The 1,612-nt window shown below is 73.0% G+C and carries 2 protein-coding genes; one reads left to right on the forward strand and one right to left on the reverse strand.

Going from position 1 to position 1,612, the window contains the following annotated elements:
* The first annotated feature begins 195 nt into the window (after nucleotides 1-195).
* On the forward strand, nucleotides 196-852 hold the full coding sequence (locus tag I71_RS29645) for a cyclic nucleotide-binding domain-containing protein (RefSeq protein ID WP_042702848.1): 657 nt from the start codon (nucleotides 196-198) through the stop codon (nucleotides 850-852).
* 90 nt (nucleotides 853-942) lie between these two features.
* On the opposite strand, the gene I71_RS29650 is transcribed toward I71_RS29645, so the two are convergent.
* Nucleotides 943-1,578 (reverse strand): hypothetical protein, encoded by a 636-nt coding sequence (locus tag I71_RS29650; RefSeq protein WP_199902289.1) that lies wholly within the window; start codon nucleotides 1,576-1,578, stop codon nucleotides 943-945.
* Nucleotides 1,579-1,612: the final 34 nt, after the last annotated feature.

A 1,612-nucleotide genomic window follows, 5' to 3' on the forward strand; every position in this document is an offset into this window, starting at 1 on the left:
CCGGCGGCCAGCCTGCATCTGCCCGGGGCGGTGCGGCCATCGAGGCGATGCAGTTGCAGGGCTATTTTTCTTGGGCACCGCGGAGCAGATCGTCGCGCCGATCCGCGACCGGCTGGAGCGGACGAGGACGGTTCCGCTGCGCTTCCTGATCATCGACTTCCGCCACATCAAGGNCATGGATCGGCGGCCGCCGGGGTGTTCCGCCGCATCCGCAACCTGATGGAGACGGCCGGCGCCGTCCTGGTGCTGAGCGCCCTACCCGCCGCGGTGGAGGACGCCTTCCGCAACTGCGGCCTGGACCCCGACCGCGACCCGGTGCTGCGCCGCGCTCCCGATCTGGATCATGCGCTGGAAGCCTGCGAGGAGGCCCTGCTGGCCGAGAGCGGCGGAGGGACCGGAGCGGCCGGGGTGGATGCGCCGCTGCTGCGCCATCTGGAGGCGATGACCGGGCCGCACCCGCGGCTGGCCGACGCGGTGGCGGCGCTGGACACCCTGCATCTGGAGCCCGAGGAACTGCTGATCCGCGCCGGCGAGGCGGCGAGCGACGTCTTCATCATCGGGCGCGGCCGGGTGAAGGTGCAGATCGCCCTGCCCGACGGCCGGACCCTGCGGCTGCGCACCATGACCGCCGGGGCGGTGGTGGGCGAGATCGCCCTGCTGCTGGGCCAGACCCGCGGCGCCGACGTGGTGGTGGAAACCCCCGCCACCATCCACCGCCTGACCGCCGCGACGCTCGCCCGGCTGGAGCGCGAGGATCCCGAACTGGCGCTGGTCCTCCACCGCATCCTGGCGACGACCCTGGCGCAGAAGGTGACCCTGGCGAACCGGCTGATCGAGCAGGCGGTGGGGTGAGGCGGCCGGCCGGCGCCGTGGGGTGAGGCGGATGGAACGTTTGAAACGCCGTGAACCGGTTTTCCGGGGGCGTTCCACCGGTGCATCCGCTCACCGGCGGCGCGGGAAGACACCCTGCCCGCCCTGCCGCTCCAGGGCCGAGCCGAGATTCGGATAGGGATCGTCAGGGTTGACGGTCCAGGGATAGACGCCCTTCGGTCCCTCCGCCTCCGGCCGGGCGAGGATGGCGGCGATCACCTTCGGGTCGGGCGGCGTGTGCTCGCGGATCGCGCCGGGGATGCTGTCGTCGTCGATGCCCGGGAGCGGGGGTTCGGGGGCCGTGGGCGCCGTGGACTCAGCGGGTTCTGCGGGGGCGGCGTGCTTGGCGCCCGGATCGTCGAAGTCCCGGAACAGGCCGAGCCGCTCGGCCAGCCAGCGCACGGTGGAGGGATCGCCGGCGGAGACCAGCCGCTCGATCTGCTCGGTCACCAGGGCGCGGAGCGAACCGAGCCGAAGCTCCGACTCCCGGTTCAGCGCCTGCCGCTCCCACCAGACGCGATGGCGGAACGCCTGCGACCCGTAATAGGCCCGCCACAGGGTGGTGCGGCTGCACCCCATGGCACGGGCGACCTGCTGGAAGGACGCGCCGCGCGCCAGCATGCCGGCGGCCATCACCCATTGTTCCTCGTGGAAGCGCGAGCCGGGAACGAGCGAGCCCTCGGGCGGAAACGGCGGCTCCTCGGCCANCGGGGGAAGTGGTCGGCGGGTGGTTGGCCGGGGC

Source organism: Azospirillum sp. B506 (genome assembly GCF_000333595.1).
In the GTDB taxonomy this organism is placed as follows: Bacteria; Pseudomonadota; Alphaproteobacteria; order Azospirillales; family Azospirillaceae; genus Azospirillum.